The following is a 15,044-nucleotide window of genomic DNA, read 5'->3' as shown; positions in this document are numbered from 1 at the left end:
CCGTCGCCAAAAGGTCAGGCGGGGTTATCGATATCGACAAAGCGGTGCTCAATATCGTATTCATCGGCCAGCCACTCCCCCAGCGCCTGCACCCCATAGCGCTCGGTTGCATGATGACCCGCGGCAATGTAGTGAATGCCTAGCTCGCGCGCCAAATGGGTAGTACGTTCGGAAATCTCACCTGACACAAACACCTGTGCACCTGCTTCAAAAGCAGCTGTAATCATGTCTTGCGCGCCCCCTGTACACCAGGCGATCCGCTCAATATCCCCCATGTTCGGCGCCTCGATCACCAAAGGCGCACGTTGCAAGACATTCGCCATTTGTTCTGCCAATGCGGTCACGCTTTGCGCTTGAGCCAAGCGCCCCGACCACAAAAAACCCTCACCCAACTCACCATCCAGACAGCCCTCTACCCGCCAGCCCAATCGCCTGGCAAGCTCTGCGTTATTCCCCATCTCGCTATGGGCATCAAGCGGAAGATGATAGGCAAGCAAATTGATATCGTGGTTAATCAGCGTTTTTATACGCTGATGCTTCATGCCCGTAATGGCCACGGGCTCATTTTTCCAGAAGTAGCCGTGGTGAACCAACAGCATGTCGGCCTGCCAAGCGACAGCTTCCTCCAGCAACGCCTGGCACGCAGTGACCCCACTCATTACACGCTTAATATCCGGCCGCCCAGCGATTTGCAGGCCATTAATCGTAAAATCCTTAAACGTTGAAGCACGCAGCTGATGATCACAAGCAGCTACGATTTGATCGCGATGAGTCACAAGGGCTCCTTTAATGATTCGTCGACTATCCTGAGGATGAGCATCAGAAAGTGTTACCATAATGCCATAGTAAAACCCGCTTCGTGTGATCGCGAACCTCACGTTTGACAAGACCACTACCCGCTGAGGAATTTTTGCATGCACCGCTTTGTGCTGCCTTATTTATGGCCTATTTTGACCGGGGTATTATTAGCTGCCCTGCTACTACTTGCGTTCCCGGACACGCTGCCTAATCCCTTTACCAACGCGCCCTCCACGACATCACAAGCACCCACCTCCCCTCTGGTGAATGTCAGCGACGAGGTTAGCAGCCGCCCGGCCCCCGAAACTCGCCAGGCCGCTCCGCTTTCGCGTGACCAAGGGCCTGCCAGCTATTCAAGCGCGGTCAGCCAGGCAGCGCCTGCCGTCGTTAATATCTACTCATCGCGTATTGTCGAGCGCGATCAACACCCGCTGATGTCTGACCCTTTTTTCCAGCAGTTTTTCAGCGGTGACGATGCGACAACCCACCAGCGCATGTTATCCAGCCTCGGCTCAGGGGTTATTATCAGTCACGATGGCTACGTACTAACCAACCATCACGTGATAAATGGCGCTGATGAGATTCAGGTGGCACTGCGTGATGGGCGCGAGACACTCGCCGAGGTCATTGGCACCGATCCCGAAAGCGACCTCGCCGTATTGCATATCGACCTTGAGGATCTTCCGGTCATTGAAATAGCCGACTCAGCGGATGTGGCCGTTGGGGATGTTGCGCTGGCCATCGGCAATCCATTTGGTGTAGGGCAAACCGTTACCATGGGCATCATCAGCGCGACCGGCCGTAATCATTTAGGCTTAAATGCCTATGAAGATTTTATTCAAACGGACGCGGCAATTAACCCGGGTAACTCAGGCGGCGCACTGATCAACCCCGACGGCGCCCTGGTGGGCATCAACACAGCGATTTTCTCACGCTCCGGCGGCTCGCAAGGCATCGGCTTTGCAATCCCGGCCAACCTGGCGCACAGCGTTCTGGATGAGCTAGTGACTCAGGGGCGGGTCATACGTGGCTGGCTGGGAATTGAAGCGCAAGCGCTGTCACGCGAACTCGCTGCCTCGTTTGGGCTACGTACACCTCAGGGGGTTATTGTTGCGGGTGTAGCGAGTGGAGGCCCAGCAGACGAAGCGGGGCTAGAGCCTGGCGACATCCTGCTCTCGGTTAACGGCCAAACCGTGCTGGACGCTCGCGCTACGATGAGCAATATTGCCTCCATCCCTCCCGGCACAACGCTGCCTATCACCATTGTTCGTGGCGGCGAGCGCATCGATATCTCGCTTGAAGTGGGCGAGCGCCCGCTGATTCCCAACGCACCACTGGGCGAGCGACCTAAAGAGTCCTAGTGCTCGCCCGCAGGCTAATTACGGCTTAATCCGATACTCCGCTGACCGCGCATGCGCGGTCAGCGACTCTCCGCGAGCCAATACTGACGCGACCTCGCCCAATGCTGATGCCCCCTCACGCGAGCAGTGAATAATGGAGGAGCGCTTCTGGAAGTCGTAAACCCCTAGGGGAGATGAGAAGCGCGCCGTACCGGACGTGGGCAGAACATGGTTTGGGCCTGCGCAGTAATCCCCTAGCGCTTCTGCCGTGTAACGCCCCATAAAGATCGCACCGGCATGACGTACGTCAGCAAGCCAAGTGTCCGGTGCATCGACAGAAAGCTCAAGATGCTCGGGCGCGATACGGTTAATGATATCAACCGCCTCAGCCTTGCTCTGACAAAGCACCAACGCCCCCCGCCGACTCAGCGATTCACGCACGATTGATTCGCGATCAAGCGTGGGCAACAAACGCTCAATAGAGGCGAACACCGCATCCAGGTGTTCACTATCCCAACTGACCAGAATCGCCTGAGCATCTTCGTCATGCTCCGCCTGTGAAAACAGGTCCATGGCCAGCCAATCCGGGTCGGTCTGCCCGTCGGAGACCACTAAAATCTCGGAAGGCCCCGCAATCATGTCGATACCGACCTGACCGAATACTGCCCGCTTAGCCGTCGCGACATAAATATTGCCGGGCCCAACAATCTTGTCCACCCTTGGCACGGTTTCTGTGCCGTATGCCATCGCAGCGATAGCCTGAGCGCCACCAATAGTGAAGACGTCATCGACCCCCGCCAAATGCGCCGCCGCCAATACCAACTCATTGACCACGCCGTCAGGAGTAGGAACGACCATCACAATTTCGCGCACGCCCGCCACATGGGCAGGAATCACGTTCATCAATACAGAAGAAGGATAAGCCGCCTTGCCCCCCGGGACATAAATACCCGCGCGATCAAGCGCCGTAACCTGCTGCCCCAGTACCGTGCCATCAGCCTCTTCATACTGCCAAGAGGTTGGCTTTTGCCGCTCATGATAGAGCCGAATACGCTCGGCGGCGCTGGCTAACGCATCGCGCTGTGCTGCGGGCAAGTTTTCGAAAGCGTGCTTTAGCTGCTCGGGTTTTAAACGCAGTTCGTCCATGCGTTCAACCGAAAGCCGATCAAAACGATTGGTCGCTTCAATAACCGCTGCGTCGCCGCGCTTTTTAACATCCGCCAGAATCTCATCAACCCGTGCTTTTACCGCCGTATCCGAGACCCCTTCCCAATCCAACAGCGTATCAAGGCGGTCATCGAACGAGGCATCAAGCGTTGAAAGCCGGGCGATCATGGGCGTGGAGCCAACCGCTGAAGACATAGTGCTCATAAAGACCCCGCGTTATGTGGAAGGCTGTGCTTGGCGTTTTTTCACGGCGCACTCCAAGCGCGCCAAAAGCGGCTTGATACGTTCATGCTTCATGGTCATGGCGGCCTTATTCACGACCAGGCGTGTGCTGATATGAGCAATTAACTCACGTGGCTCCATGCCATTGGCACGCAGCGTATTGCCCGTATCGACAATATCAACAATTTCATCGGCCAGATTCATTAAAGGCGCTAATTCCATTGCCCCATAAAGCTTAATGACTTCGGCTTGAATACCCTGTTCGGCATAGTACCGCCTGGCAATATTCACAAATTTGGTAGCTACGCGCCGACGCGCATGAGCAGGCTGTTCCCCTGTCACCCCGGCGGTCATCAGCTTACAGCGAGCAATATCCAGGTCCAGCGGCTCATAAAGACCTTCAGCACCATGCTCCAATAAAACATCTTTCCCCGCGATACCTAGGTCAGCTGCGCCCAGCTGTACATAGGTCGGCACATCGGTGGCACGAATAACCACCAGTTTTACATCAGGCAGGTTGGTATCAAACAACAGCTTACGGCTCTTGCCCAGGTCTTCTGCCGGTGTAACACCGGCATCAGCGAGTAACGGCAGCGTCTCATCCAAAATACGCCCTTTGGAAAGGGCTAAAATTAGTTGCTTACTCATTATAATGGCCAATGGTTAATAGCATGGCTTAGCCAGGAATACGGCGAATACGTGCACCCAGCAGCTGCAATTTCTCTTCGATACACTCGTAGCCACGATCAATATGGTAGATACGGTCAACCAGCGTTTCGCCTTCCGCCATCATGGCGGCAATCACCAGCGACGCGGAAGCACGCAGATCGGTGGCCATCACAGGCGCGCCTGAAAGCTTTTCAACACCGTTAATTAATGCGGTGTTACCTTCAAGGGCTATGTCCGCCCCCATGCGGTTAAGCTCTTGCACGTGCATGAAGCGGTTCTCGAAGATGGTTTCCACTACGCGCGAATGGCCAATGGCGACGGCGTTCATGGCCACAAACTGGGCCTGCATATCGGTAGGGAACGCCGGGTACGGCGCGGTGCGGATATTAACGGCCTTGGGCCTGTTACCGTGCATATCCAGCGCGATCCAGTCATCACCACTGGTAATCTCGGCGCCCGCTTCTTCAAGCTTGGCAAGCACGGCTTCCAAAATGTCCGCACGGGTGCGCTTTACTTTCACCCGCCCACCGGTCATGGCGGCTGCCACCAGGAAGGTGCCGGTCTCAATACGGTCGGGCATCACATCGTGGTGGCAACCATGTAGCTTCTCGACACCTTCAATCACAATGGTGTCAGTACCGTGGCCACGAATATTGGCGCCCATTTTGATCAAACATTCGGCCAGATCAACAATCTCTGGTTCACGCGCCGCATTCTCAAGAACAGTTTTACCCTCGGCAAGGGTGGCGGCCATCAACAGATTTTCAGTGCCAGTTACCGTGACCGTATCGAAGAAAATAGTCGCGCCTTTCAAGCGACCATCAACGCGAGCACGGATATACCCGGCTTCAACCCGAATGTCCGCCCCCATGGCCTCCAGGCCACGGATGTGCAGGTCAACAGGCCGAGAACCGATGGCACACCCGCCAGGCAGAGACACATCTGCTTCGCCGAAGTGGGCAAGCAAGGGGCCTAGCACCAGAATGGAAGCACGCATTTTCTTCACTAACTCATAAGGAGCGTGACAGTGCGTGACTTGAGAGCCATCCAACTGAATAGTGAGCCGCTCCCCCATAACAGGTTCAACACCCATACGGCCCAACAACTCAAGCGTCGTGGTAATATCCTGAAGATGTGGCAGGTTGCCGACAACCACCGGGCCATCGGCCAAAAGGGTGGCACATAAGATAGGCAGAGCCGCGTTTTTGGCGCCGCTTACCCAGACCTCACCATCCACCGACCCATTGCCGGTAATAATTAACTTATCCATGCAGGCGCCGTTATTGAGCGTTTTCCGACGCAGTGGACCACTGCGTCGGAGTGAACGTTTTAATACTGATGGCGTGTAAAGCGCCCGAGGCAATTTCATCACTTAACGCGGCGTAAACCAGCTGTTGGCGCTTAACCGGAGAGAGACCTTCAAAGGCGTCACCCACCGCAATCACCTGAAAATTACAGCCTTCGCCCTGGATATGAAAGTCACATCCGTCGATACGGGATTCAAGCAGTGCTTTTACCTCATTGGGTTGCATGAGACAGGAAACTCCTTCAGGTCGATGTGAATAGTACTAATAAGGCAACATAATAAAGAAAAGCGACACGCTTGGCGATGCCAAGGGTGCCACCCCCTAACGGGCGAGGGTTGGCGGATGAATAAGGGATTCAATTTCTGAAAGAAGCGCTAAGCGTTCAAGGGGCGCTGAAAGGGTCACCGCATTGACGGTAATGCTGCGCGACTGGCAGGTACGCATCCATTCAAATAGCACGCTTATAACCGCACTACTGGCTTTATGGACGCCATTAAAATCAAACGCAACGTCACGTTGCTCTGTCGCCTGGAGCCATTTTTTACCCGCGGCGGCAAGTTCTGCCGCCGCGTCCATGCCAACATCGCCCGTAACGCACAATGTATTTTGCGAGGCCTTGAGGCTTAGCTGGGACAGTGACAGTAAACGTGTCACACATCGCCCCCCTGCTCCAGCTCGTCGACACCAATTTCAGGTGCCCAGCCACGAATAACCGCATCATAGTCACGATTGTTTTCACGCATTGCCTGGTCAAACTGGTTGCGGAACGTCAGGCCCAGGTTAATACCGTTAACAATCACGTTCACTACGCGCCATTCACCGTCAGACAGGCGCAGGCTATAGCTCACCGGATAGACCTGTCCGTTATTGGCCACCACTTCCATATCGACACTTGCCTGGTCTTCGTAACGCTGACCGCGCTGATTATTCAACACCCGGAGCTCACGATAATCGAACGTTACCAAGCCACGTGCATACGTATCAATCAAGGTCTGGCGAAACACGTTTGCAAAGCGACTGCGCTGCTCCGGGGTCGCGTTACGAAAGTAGCTTCCCATGACGCTGGCACCGATATAGCGAAAGTCCGCCACGCCTTCAAGGCTAGTGTCGACCAACGCTTCAAGCTCACCCATATGATTGGCGTAATACTCCCTCTTGCCCTCGATCTCTCCCATCAGAGCATTGACGTTTTCCCGAACCATCGCTTCAGGCGACTGGGTTTGCGCATGCGCCTGAAGCGGTAAGACCAGTACCAACATCATGAACGCAAAAAGCCAGCGCATCGGCGTCAGTGTCGTGTTTCGCATTACATTCACCTCTACTAATAGAATGTTTAATTACTCGCCATATTGGATACAAATTGCTGGATTAGTTCTTCAAGCACCAGCGCAGACTGGGTGTCACGAATGGTATCGCCATCTTCAAGCACTTCAGGGGCGCCACCCACGCTTAAGCCAATATACTGCTCGCCCAACAGGCCAGAGGTTAAAATGGCGGCTGTTGTGTCCTCGGAGAGCTGCCCTTCCAAGTCATTATCCAGGCGTAGCGTGACCCGAGCGTCAAACCAGTCGGTATCTAAATCAATCGACTCCACGCGCCCAACGGTCACGCCCGCCATGGTGACTCTAGAGCGCGGCTTTAATCCGCCAATATTGGAGAAATTGGCGTCAAGGTGAAACGTTTCAGAAGAGCTAGCAAGGCTTAAACCACTGACGCGCAGGCCCAGAAAAATCAGCCCAACAATCCCCGCCAGCATAAATAGACCCACGCCAAATTCCATTGTTTTACTGCGTTTCATGAAACCACTCCACCTATTAAAGGCCGCCGAACATTACGGCGGTTAATACAAAATCAAGCCCCAATACTGCAAGCGATGAATAAACGACGGTACGCGTTGTGGCCCGCGAAATCCCTTCAGACGTCGGCATTAAGTCATAGCCTTGAAACACCGCGATCCAGGTAACAACGACGGCAAAGACAAGACTCTTGATGATGCCGTTACCTACATCGCCGATAAACGATACGCTGGCCTGCATGTTGCTCCAGTAAGAGCCTTCAAAAACGCCAAGCCACTCCACACCGACCAGGTAGCCACCCCAAATACCCACGACGCTAAAGCCAACCGTTAGAATGGGCAGCGAAACGAACCCAGCCCAGAGCCTGGGCGCAATAATTCTACGCAGTGGGTCTACGCCAATCATTTCCATACTGGTTAGCTGCTCGGTGGCTTTCATTAAGCCAATCTCAGCGGTGAGTGCCGACCCTGCCCGCCCGGCGAACAGCAGCGCAGCGACAACCGGCGCCAATTCCCGCAGCAAGGAAAGCGCAACCATTTGCCCTAACGCCTGCTCCGCGCCAAAGTCGACCAAAATAGTGTAGCCCTGCAGCGCCAGCACCATGCCAATAAAAAGTCCCGATACGATCACAATCGCCAGCGAAAGCACGCCCACAAAATGCATTTGACGCAGCCAGAGGCTCCACCCTTCACGAGACGGCACGCCGACCGCTGACTGACCAAGAAATAGCCCGGCACGGCCCAGCGCTTCCATTACATCGCACCCTTTACGCCCCAAACGGGCGATATAGCCGATGCCTTGTTCAAATTTCGACTGCATTACCCTGCCCTTGTCGCGGTAACGGGGCCAAGAATATCGCTATACAGCGTCTCGGCGGGATAGTGAAACGGCACAGGGCCATCTGGCTCGCCATGAACGAACTGGCTAACGCGTGGGTCCTGGTTGGCATTGAGTGTTTGCGGCGTTCCCTCAGCGACGACCTGACCATCAGCGAGAAGATAGAGATAATCGGCGATGCTTAGTGTCTCTTTAATATCGTGAGAAACCACCACCGAGGTAAGCGCTAGTGCCTGGTTAAGCCGTTTAATCAACTGCACCAGCACGCCCATGGAAATAGGATCCTGCCCGACAAAAGGCTCATCATACAAAATGAGCTCCGGGTCTAACGCTATTGCCCGAGCCAGCGCCACGCGCCTGGCCATACCGCCCGAAAGTTCTGCAGGCGTTAGATGACGAGCCCCGCGCAGCCCCACCGCTTGAAGCTTTAGCAATACCAGGTCTCGAATCATGGCATCGGGCAGGTCGGTATGGACGCGCAAGGGAAACGCGACGTTCTCGAACACATCCAGGTCAGAAAACAGAGCGCCGCTTTGAAACAGCATGCCCATACGTTTACGCAATGCAAACAGCGCTTTTCGCGACAGCCGATGAACGTCCTGGCCATCGACGATAATACGTCCACGATCCGGCGTTAGCTGACCACCAATGAGTTTTAGCAAGGTTGTCTTGCCGGTACCGCTAGGCCCCATAATGGCGGTGACGTTACCCTGAGGAATAATCATGCTGATTCCACGAAAGATCTCATGGCTCCCACGTGAAAAATGCACGTCTTCAATTTCGATGAAGGGAACGTCTGTCATGGGTTGGTTGACTCCCATTGTTACTTAATAGTAGCGGGTGCGTTTATCGGTTGGATATTCTACCGTTTAAAAACAGCGTTTTCTAAATATTCTCGAACATCAAGCTTGGCTTCAATGGCACTTATGGCAAGACATGCGTTCCAACCCACCCTAAAAACCCGTTAAAGCGCTATGCTTATAGATGCCCACAAAATGGTATTCTTGTCAGTTAATCGCACTACGTTTGCACTGTATTTCTATTAAAACGAGATGTTCATGCCCCAGCCCTCACCCACTGTTAGCCCGTTGCGTGAAAGCGCCCTACGCACGCTGCAAATAGAACAAGCCGCCATTGGCGGTCTTCAAGGCAAGCTTGATGAAAGCTTCGACCGTGCATGTGAATTGATGCTGGCGTGTCAGGGCCGGGTCGTCGTGACGGGAATGGGCAAGTCTGGCCATATAGCAGGAAAGCTGGCCGCCACGCTTGCCAGCACCGGCACACCTGCTTTTTTTGTTCACCCTGGCGAAGCTAGCCACGGCGATCTGGGGATGATTACACGCAACGACGTGGTCCTGGCGCTTTCAAACTCCGGAGAAACCGCCGAAGTGACGGCGCTACTGCCTCTGTTAAAACGGCTAGGCACACCGTTAATTAGCATGACAGGCCGCCCTGGCTCAACACTTGCCAAACATGCGGATGCTCACCTGAACAGCGGTGTTGAGCGCGAAGCGTGCCCTCTGGACTTGGCCCCCACAAGTTCCACGACGGCCGCCCTTGCCCTAGGCGACGCGCTTGCCGTTGCGCTACTTGAAGCACGCGGATTTACCGCTGATGATTTTGCCTTATCGCATCCCGGTGGCAGCCTGGGAAAACGACTGCTATTGCGCGTTAAAGACCTTATGCATAGCGGCACACGCTTGCCGCAGATAGCACTAGGCAGCCCGCTGCGTGATGCGCTCTTGGAGATTACCCGCCAGGGGTTGGGATTTACCTGTGTTGTCGACAGCGAAGGGCGACTTGCAGGTGTTTATACCGATGGCGACTTACGCCGCACCCTCGACCAGTTTCATGATCTGCGTAAAGTAACCGTGGACGATGTAATGACCCGACCCGGCAAACGCATTGGCCCCGACCTACTGGCCGCCGAAGCGGTGCGCATCATGGAAGACAGCCGTATTACTGCGCTAGCGGTCGTCGATGACGAACAGCGCCCCATTGGGGCGCTCCATATGCACGACTTGCTTGCCAGCGGCGTTATCTAACCATTTTACCCAACAGTTTACTGACAAGGAGTCCCTATGGCCCTCCCCACTGCGCTACTTGACCAGCTTCGCCATGTGCGACTACTTGCCCTTGATGTTGACGGTGTGCTCACCGATGGACGGCTATACTTTCAGGCCGACGGTATCGAGATCAAAGCCTTCCATACACAAGACGGCCATGGCTTAAAGTTGCTTAAACGTGTGGGCATTCATGTGGCGTTAATTACAGGACGCGACTCCCCCATGGTGAGCCAGCGTGCTGCGGCGCTGGGAATTAACCTTGTCCACCAGGGCTGCGAAGATAAGCTCACTACTTTGAAAGCGCTGTGCGAGCGCCTCAATCTGAACCTAAGCCAGGTGGCTTACTGCGGCGATGACCTGCCTGATCTTGCGCCTATCAAACGCGCAGGCGTTGGCATTACGGTCCCCAACGCACCCGATTACATGCATACCCACGCTGACTGGATTACCGACCGCTTGGGTGGTCACGGCGCCGTACGTGAAATTTGCGATACATTACTTGAAGCGCAGGGCCACTGGAGTACTGTTCTTGAGTCGTATTTGAATGGTCGCGTGTAATGTTTCAAAGAACCAAGAAACGCGTCGGGTTAGCGGCCCTGGTGGTCGCTTTAGGGGGGCTGCTGGTATGGCTGGACCCACGCGGCCCGGAAGACCGGCCCGTTGACGAAGAAGCGCAGGCTGAAGAGCCTGGCCACGTGCTGGAAAATGCCGAGATCACGCTGTTTGGTGAAACAGGGCATATCCAGCAGTCGCTGGCCGCGCCTTTATTGGTTTACATACCACAAAGCACCCTGGCCGAAGTCACTCAACCCGAAGCGACGCTGTTTGATAGTGATAACCGAGAGTGGCTCGCTCACGCCAACGAAGGCGTTCTGAACACGGCCACCCAAGCGCTAACACTGTCTGGTGATGCACGGCTTCTGGCGCCTACAGAAGGCTGGCAGCTTGATACTGAGTTATTACATTATGATGGGGTAGCGCGTCATGTCTGGAGTGAGGCGCCCGCCGTGTTTCAGCAGCCACCTCAACGAATGAGCGCATCACGTATGGATGTTTGGCTTGATGATAGCCAGGTCCGACTAACCGATAACGTCCGCGGCCATCACCCCCCCGCAACACAAAATCCTTAGGAGTCGCTATGAACGCTTTTATTCGCACCGCGCTTTTCGCCCTTGCGGTGCCGCTATCGGCAGCGGCCCAGACAAGCCAAGCCCCCATTGAAGTAGAAGCCGACCAGCTAGACCTTGATCAGCGTGCAGGCACTGCCGTTTATTCAGGCGATGTCAATATTCGCCAAGGCAGTATGCAGCTACGTGGTGATCGCGTTGAAATTATCCGTAACGACGCGGGTGAGCTTTCTCGCGCTATTGCCACCGGAGAGCGCGCCTATCTACGCAATCAACTCGATGATCAGGACGCGCCGATGGAAGGATGGGCACGCCGCGTGGTTTATCACGTAGCAGAGCGGCGTGTAGAGCTTATTGACCAGGCCGAACTGACCCAAGCGGGTGATCAGTTTACCGGTGGCCGCCTGGAGTACTTCATTGACCGCGAAGTGGTGCAGGCACGCTCCGATGTAAACGGTAGCGAGCCGCAGCGTATTCGTATGACGCTTCAGCCAGCGCAATAGGAGTCAACCATGTCTATTGCGGAAGCACCGCCCATAAAAACTCTTTACGCCAATCACTTGGCAAAAAGCTATAAGCGCCGCCGCGTGGTTAAAGACATTAGCCTGGAGATTGCTCAAGGCAGCGTGGTAGGCCTGCTCGGCCCTAACGGCGCGGGTAAAACCACATCGTTTTATATGATTGTGGGTCTGGTGAAGTCTGATGCGGGTACGGTGCGTATCGACGAGCAAGACTTAACCCGCGTTCCCATGCACGAACGCGCGATGGCCGGCATTGGCTATCTACCCCAGGAAGCGTCTATTTTTCGCAAGCTATCGGTTGCGGATAATATTATGGCGATTCTGGAAACCCGCAAAGATCTGGACAGGGCAGGACGAGAGCAGCGGCTTGAGGCCCTGCTTGACGACTTTCATATTACCCACATCCGTGACAACCTGGGCATGAGCCTTTCCGGCGGCGAGCGGCGACGCGTCGAAATTGCCCGTTCCTTGGCCACAGAGCCCGCGTTTATCTTGCTGGACGAGCCATTTGCAGGTGTCGATCCCATCTCGGTTGGTGAAATCAAGAGCATTATTCGCGCCTTAAAACAGCGCCACATTGGCGTGCTAATTACTGATCATAACGTCCGAGAAACACTGGATATTTGCGATATCGCCTATATTGTCGGTGACGGCCACATTATTGCTGGCGGCAGCCCTCAGACTATCCTTGATAACCAAAAAGTGAGGGAAGTTTACCTGGGTGCTGATTTTCGCTTATGAATTTAATTTCACCGCTAAACAGTGATCTGCAGTAAAAATTTTATCAGTGGCATGCTTATTGCACTTGCACAACAACATGACTCGCACTAGGGTGAAGCTTTCCGATTAACGAGTGGTTCTCAGATGGTCATGAAAGCTTCTCTCCAATTGCGTATCGGTACGCAGCTGACCATGACACCTCAGCTGCAGCAAGCGATTGCACTGCTACAGCTATCGACATTGGATCTACGTCAGGAAATTCAGCAGGCACTGGATGCCAACCCAATGCTGGAGCAGGAAGACGAGTTCGGCGAGCAGGCGACCGTCGAAACACCTGACGAGGAGTGGTCAGAAAGCATTCCCGAGGAACTGTCTGTCGATAGCGACTGGTCTGATACTTACCAGGACATGGGTAGCTCTGGCAGCAGCGAAGGCCCCGATTTTGAACGCCAGGCCGCGGGACAAAGCCTGCATGGACATCTCCTTTGGCAGCTGGCGATGACCGACTTTACGGCTCGTGAGCAGCTAATCGCCGAAAGCCTGATTGATGCACTGGACGCCAATGGCTACCTGACGCAGCCGCTCAACGATATCCGCGATGGGTTACGTGCTCAGAGCATCGAAGGTCTCAGCCAGCGAGAGATGGAGACCATTCTGATGCGTTTACAGCAGTTCGAGCCAACGGGCGTCTTCGCCCGTGACTTGCGCGAATGTTTGATGCTTCAGCTAGCAACGCTCCCCGACGACACGCCCCTACTGGTTCCCGCGCGCCGATTGGTTCGTCAGTTTCTTGAAGCGCTGGGCAAAAATGACATGCGCCTATTAAAGCGCCGCCTAAGCCTGGACGATGAGCAGCTAGACGATGTGATCGGTCTGATCCGAAGCCTGGACCCACGCCCAGGCAGCGCTTATGGCGTCACCGACGATAGCTATATCACGCCCGACCTGGTCGTACGTCATGACCATGAAGGCTGGCACCTGGAGCTTAACCCTGAAGCCCTGCCCCGGCTGCGTATCCAGCCCGACTACGCCAGCTTAATCAAGCGTGCAGACAAGAGTCAGGATAACCAGTTTTTAAAAGAGCACTTGCAAGAAGCGCGCTGGCTAATCAAAAGCCTGTCCAGCCGCAACGACACGCTTCTACGCGTAGGGCGCGAGATTATCACTCGCCAAATCGGTTTTTTAGAGCACGGTGAAGAAGCGATGAAGCCGTTGATTCTTGCCGATATTGCCGAGGCGGTTGAGATGCACGAATCAACCATTTCTCGGGTCACCACACAAAAATATATCCATACCCCACGGGGCGTATTCGAACTCAAGTACTTTTTCTCAAGCCAAATTAGCGGGCAGGATGGCGCAGACAGCCACTCAAGCACCGCGATTCGCGCCCGGCTTAAAAAGTTGATTCAAGATGAGCCTCCCGGCAAACCTCTTTCGGACAGTCGTTTGGTGACATTACTGGGAGATGGCGGCATCACAGTGGCACGCCGTACGGTGGCGAAATATCGTGAGTCGCTGGGCATTCCCTCATCAAGTGAACGTCGTCGTTTGCGTTAGTCGTTACAAGAGAAATGGCAAAACTCGCGACAGGGGCTTTGCAACACCGTAAAAAGGGTTACAATCGAAATTCAGTCCGATGGATAAGGAGCACGTCAATGCAAGTAAATATCACGGGTCATCATGTAGAACTGACTGACGCCTTGCGTGACTACGTTAATGAAAAACTTGAACGCATCGAACGTCATTACGACCACATCACCACGGTACAAGTCACCTTATCTATTGAGAAGGAGCGCCAACATGCCGCGTGCACCCTTCATGCGGCAGGCGCCGACTTACATGCCGACGCCGAAGATGTCGATATGTATGCCGCTATTGACGCCTTAGCAGACAAAATTGATCGTCAACTCGTTAAGCACAAGGAAAAAGCACAAGCTCGCGCCCAAGGCGCTGGCGTGCGTTAATTCAATGACGTTGGAAACCATCCTCCCCCCGGAGCGCGTACTTTACGACGTGCCCGGGGGCAGCAAAAAGCGGGTGCTGGAGTTTTTCAGCACCTTTATCGCTCAAAATACACCCAGTCTGGATAGCCAGGAAGTTTTCAGCCGACTGATCGGCCGGGAACGTCTTGGCAGCACGGGGATCGGTAACGGCGTCGCCATCCCCCATGCGCGCAGCCCACATTGCGTTACGCCTATTGCGGGTTTTTTAAAATTATCAGAACCTATTGATTTTGATGCTATTGATGGCGACCCGGTCGACCTCGTCTTTGTGCTGCTGGTTCCCGAAGAGGCTGACGACACGCATTTGTCGCTTTTGGGCCAAGTGGCCACCATCATGAATGATGCGAGCACACGCCAGGCATTACGCAAAACCAGCAGCCAGCACGATTTGCTTGACCTGCTAATGGGCAAGATTCGCGAACAGGCCGCTCCATAATCGCCCATAACGACTAACACATTTTCATGCGTTAT

Annotated in this window: 19 protein-coding genes; 9 read left to right on the top strand and 10 right to left on the bottom strand. The window is 54.5% G+C overall.

Annotated features, from left to right (window positions below; translation table 11 throughout):
- Window positions 1-14: 14 nt before the first annotated feature.
- Window positions 15-776: a Nif3-like dinuclear metal center hexameric protein gene (locus tag INT20_RS00880; protein WP_172116324.1), complete on the bottom strand. Its 762-nt coding sequence runs from the start codon at window positions 774-776 to the stop codon at window positions 15-17.
- Between the two features lie 138 nt (window positions 777-914).
- Here INT20_RS00880 and INT20_RS00875 point away from each other — a divergent pair, with 138 nt between their 5' ends.
- The gene (locus tag INT20_RS00875) at window positions 915-2,159 is read left to right on the top strand and encodes a Do family serine endopeptidase (protein ID WP_193053800.1); all 1,245 of its coding nucleotides are present in this window, start codon (window positions 915-917) and stop codon (window positions 2,157-2,159) included.
- 18 nt (window positions 2,160-2,177) lie between these two features.
- Here INT20_RS00875 and hisD read toward each other — a convergent pair whose 3' ends face one another.
- The 9 genes from hisD to INT20_RS00830 all read right to left on the bottom strand — a co-directional run bounded on the left by hisD (window position 2,178) and on the right by INT20_RS00830 (window position 8,939).
- Window positions 2,178-3,509 (bottom strand): histidinol dehydrogenase, encoded by a 1,332-nt coding sequence (hisD, locus tag INT20_RS00870; RefSeq protein WP_226911981.1) that lies wholly within the window; start codon window positions 3,507-3,509, stop codon window positions 2,178-2,180.
- 12 nt (window positions 3,510-3,521) lie between these two features.
- Window positions 3,522-4,175: an ATP phosphoribosyltransferase gene (gene hisG / locus INT20_RS00865; protein WP_193053801.1), complete on the bottom strand. Its 654-nt coding sequence runs from the start codon at window positions 4,173-4,175 to the stop codon at window positions 3,522-3,524.
- Window positions 4,176-4,203: 28 nt separating this feature from the next.
- Entirely contained in the window at window positions 4,204-5,466 is a 1,263-nt protein-coding gene (gene murA / locus INT20_RS00860; protein WP_193053802.1) for a UDP-N-acetylglucosamine 1-carboxyvinyltransferase, read from the bottom strand.
- A 10-nt stretch (window positions 5,467-5,476) separates the two neighbouring features.
- Complete coding sequence (locus INT20_RS00855; protein ID WP_087109408.1) at window positions 5,477-5,728, bottom strand: BolA family protein; 252 nt, start codon at window positions 5,726-5,728, stop codon at window positions 5,477-5,479.
- Between the two features lie 96 nt (window positions 5,729-5,824).
- The gene (locus tag INT20_RS00850) at window positions 5,825-6,157 is read right to left on the bottom strand and encodes an STAS domain-containing protein (protein ID WP_193053803.1); all 333 of its coding nucleotides are present in this window, start codon (window positions 6,155-6,157) and stop codon (window positions 5,825-5,827) included.
- Window positions 6,154-6,810: an MlaC/ttg2D family ABC transporter substrate-binding protein gene (locus INT20_RS00845; protein ID WP_193053804.1), complete on the bottom strand. Its 657-nt coding sequence runs from the start codon at window positions 6,808-6,810 to the stop codon at window positions 6,154-6,156. Before INT20_RS00845 ends, INT20_RS00850 begins: the two co-directional genes overlap by 4 nt.
- 26 nt (window positions 6,811-6,836) lie before the next feature.
- On the bottom strand, window positions 6,837-7,301 hold the full coding sequence (gene mlaD, locus INT20_RS00840; protein ID WP_193053805.1) for an outer membrane lipid asymmetry maintenance protein MlaD: 465 nt from the start codon (window positions 7,299-7,301) through the stop codon (window positions 6,837-6,839).
- A 16-nt stretch (window positions 7,302-7,317) separates the two neighbouring features.
- Window positions 7,318-8,118: a lipid asymmetry maintenance ABC transporter permease subunit MlaE gene (gene mlaE / locus INT20_RS00835; RefSeq protein ID WP_172116316.1), complete on the bottom strand. Its 801-nt coding sequence runs from the start codon at window positions 8,116-8,118 to the stop codon at window positions 7,318-7,320.
- Window positions 8,118-8,939 (bottom strand): ABC transporter ATP-binding protein, encoded by an 822-nt coding sequence (locus INT20_RS00830; protein ID WP_172116315.1) that lies wholly within the window; start codon window positions 8,937-8,939, stop codon window positions 8,118-8,120. Before INT20_RS00830 ends, mlaE begins: the two co-directional genes overlap by 1 nt.
- Window positions 8,940-9,194: 255 nt before the next feature.
- On the opposite strand from INT20_RS00830, the gene INT20_RS00825 reads away from it, so the two are divergent.
- From INT20_RS00825 to INT20_RS00790, 8 genes are all read left to right on the top strand, one after another.
- A complete protein-coding gene (locus INT20_RS00825) occupies window positions 9,195-10,181 on the top strand; it encodes a KpsF/GutQ family sugar-phosphate isomerase (RefSeq protein ID WP_172116314.1) in 987 nt (328 codons plus the stop codon).
- A gap of 36 nt (window positions 10,182-10,217) precedes the next feature.
- Window positions 10,218-10,760: a KdsC family phosphatase gene (locus INT20_RS00820; RefSeq protein ID WP_172116313.1), complete on the top strand. Its 543-nt coding sequence runs from the start codon at window positions 10,218-10,220 to the stop codon at window positions 10,758-10,760.
- Window positions 10,760-11,332 (top strand): LPS export ABC transporter periplasmic protein LptC, encoded by a 573-nt coding sequence (gene lptC, locus INT20_RS00815; protein ID WP_193053806.1) that lies wholly within the window; start codon window positions 10,760-10,762, stop codon window positions 11,330-11,332. The genes INT20_RS00820 and lptC overlap by 1 nt, the downstream gene beginning before the upstream one ends.
- Window positions 11,333-11,340: 8 nt before the next feature.
- The gene (gene lptA / locus INT20_RS00810; RefSeq protein ID WP_193053807.1) at window positions 11,341-11,832 is read left to right on the top strand and encodes a lipopolysaccharide transport periplasmic protein LptA; all 492 of its coding nucleotides are present in this window, start codon (window positions 11,341-11,343) and stop codon (window positions 11,830-11,832) included.
- Window positions 11,833-11,841: 9 nt separating this feature from the next.
- Entirely contained in the window at window positions 11,842-12,591 is a 750-nt protein-coding gene (gene lptB / locus INT20_RS00805; RefSeq protein ID WP_193053808.1) for an LPS export ABC transporter ATP-binding protein, read from the top strand.
- Between the two features lie 123 nt (window positions 12,592-12,714).
- A complete protein-coding gene (locus tag INT20_RS00800) occupies window positions 12,715-14,127 on the top strand; it encodes an RNA polymerase factor sigma-54 (protein WP_193053809.1) in 1,413 nt (470 codons plus the stop codon).
- Window positions 14,128-14,225: 98 nt separating this feature from the next.
- Window positions 14,226-14,534: a ribosome hibernation-promoting factor, HPF/YfiA family gene (gene hpf, locus INT20_RS00795; RefSeq protein WP_172116309.1), complete on the top strand. Its 309-nt coding sequence runs from the start codon at window positions 14,226-14,228 to the stop codon at window positions 14,532-14,534.
- 4 nt (window positions 14,535-14,538) lie between these two features.
- Complete coding sequence (locus tag INT20_RS00790; protein ID WP_193053810.1) at window positions 14,539-15,009, top strand: PTS sugar transporter subunit IIA; 471 nt, start codon at window positions 14,539-14,541, stop codon at window positions 15,007-15,009.
- The last annotated feature ends 35 nt before the right edge of the window (window positions 15,010-15,044 follow it).

The sequence above is a fragment of the Halomonas citrativorans genome (assembly GCF_014898005.1).
Lineage (GTDB): Bacteria > Pseudomonadota > Gammaproteobacteria > Pseudomonadales > Halomonadaceae > Vreelandella > Vreelandella citrativorans.
The sequence above is the reverse complement of the archived record's forward strand: the minus strand, read 5'-3'. Positions and strand labels throughout refer to the sequence as shown.

Excerpts from the sequence above, each read along its gene's own strand:
- INT20_RS00875 (WP_193053800.1), top strand. The coding sequence starts at position 915 with ATGCACCGCTTTGTGCTGCCTTATTTATGGCCTATTTTGACCGGGGTA.
- hisD (WP_226911981.1), bottom strand. The coding sequence starts at position 3,509 with ATGAGCACTATGTCTTCAGCGGTTGGCTCCACGCCCATGATCGCCCGG.
- hisG (WP_193053801.1), bottom strand. The coding sequence starts at position 4,175 with ATGAGTAAGCAACTAATTTTAGCCCTTTCCAAAGGGCGTATTTTGGAT.
- murA (WP_193053802.1), bottom strand. The coding sequence starts at position 5,466 with ATGGATAAGTTAATTATTACCGGCAATGGGTCGGTGGATGGTGAGGTC.
- INT20_RS00855 (WP_087109408.1), bottom strand. The coding sequence starts at position 5,728 with ATGCAACCCAATGAGGTAAAAGCACTGCTTGAATCCCGTATCGACGGA.
- INT20_RS00845 (WP_193053804.1), bottom strand. The coding sequence starts at position 6,810 with ATGCGAAACACGACACTGACGCCGATGCGCTGGCTTTTTGCGTTCATG.
- mlaD (WP_193053805.1), bottom strand. The coding sequence starts at position 7,301 with ATGAAACGCAGTAAAACAATGGAATTTGGCGTGGGTCTATTTATGCTG.
- mlaE (WP_172116316.1), bottom strand. The coding sequence starts at position 8,118 with ATGCAGTCGAAATTTGAACAAGGCATCGGCTATATCGCCCGTTTGGGG.
- INT20_RS00830 (WP_172116315.1), bottom strand. The coding sequence starts at position 8,939 with ATGACAGACGTTCCCTTCATCGAAATTGAAGACGTGCATTTTTCACGT.
- INT20_RS00825 (WP_172116314.1), top strand. The coding sequence starts at position 9,195 with ATGCCCCAGCCCTCACCCACTGTTAGCCCGTTGCGTGAAAGCGCCCTA.
- INT20_RS00820 (WP_172116313.1), top strand. The coding sequence starts at position 10,218 with ATGGCCCTCCCCACTGCGCTACTTGACCAGCTTCGCCATGTGCGACTA.
- lptC (WP_193053806.1), top strand. The coding sequence starts at position 10,760 with ATGTTTCAAAGAACCAAGAAACGCGTCGGGTTAGCGGCCCTGGTGGTC.
- lptA (WP_193053807.1), top strand. The coding sequence starts at position 11,341 with ATGAACGCTTTTATTCGCACCGCGCTTTTCGCCCTTGCGGTGCCGCTA.
- lptB (WP_193053808.1), top strand. The coding sequence starts at position 11,842 with ATGTCTATTGCGGAAGCACCGCCCATAAAAACTCTTTACGCCAATCAC.
- INT20_RS00800 (WP_193053809.1), top strand. The coding sequence starts at position 12,715 with ATGGTCATGAAAGCTTCTCTCCAATTGCGTATCGGTACGCAGCTGACC.
- hpf (WP_172116309.1), top strand. The coding sequence starts at position 14,226 with ATGCAAGTAAATATCACGGGTCATCATGTAGAACTGACTGACGCCTTG.
- INT20_RS00790 (WP_193053810.1), top strand. The coding sequence starts at position 14,539 with ATGACGTTGGAAACCATCCTCCCCCCGGAGCGCGTACTTTACGACGTG.